This is a genomic window from Bacillus cereus group sp. BfR-BA-01383 (assembly GCF_022663495.1).
Lineage (GTDB): Bacteria > Bacillota > Bacilli > Bacillales > Bacillaceae_G > Bacillus_A > Bacillus_A cereus_AU.
Map to the genome: position 1 here is coordinate 1 of NZ_JAKUFP010000126.1, position 310 is coordinate 310.

A 310-nucleotide genomic window follows, 5' to 3' on the forward strand; every position below is an offset into this window, starting at 1 on the left:
GAAGATGGTCTCCGTTTTTCATTTATTAATTCTGGCATTTTTTCTAATCCTGTTGGAGTTGACTCTGGCTCAATAATTTTCTCAATTACAAAACCGTTGTCTATAAGAGTATTAATTAATGTTGAAATTGTTCTGTGATATTTAACAACACCATCTATCCACCAATGTTCCTCCCTTTTTCCTTCTTCTTGATAATTATCTAATGCCCAATGCAATCTTTTTCCATTATTATCCTTAAACCAATTATTCATTTCCTTTCGAGCTGTTACTATTGGATGTTCTGTTGAAAAGATAAATTCACCATCATTTT

At 31.3% G+C, this 310-nt stretch carries 1 pseudogene; it reads right to left on the reverse strand.

Annotation, left to right across the window (positions count from 1 at the left end):
* Positions 1–310, reverse strand: a pseudogene (locus MR065_RS27250) (SAM-dependent methyltransferase); the annotation flags it as partial.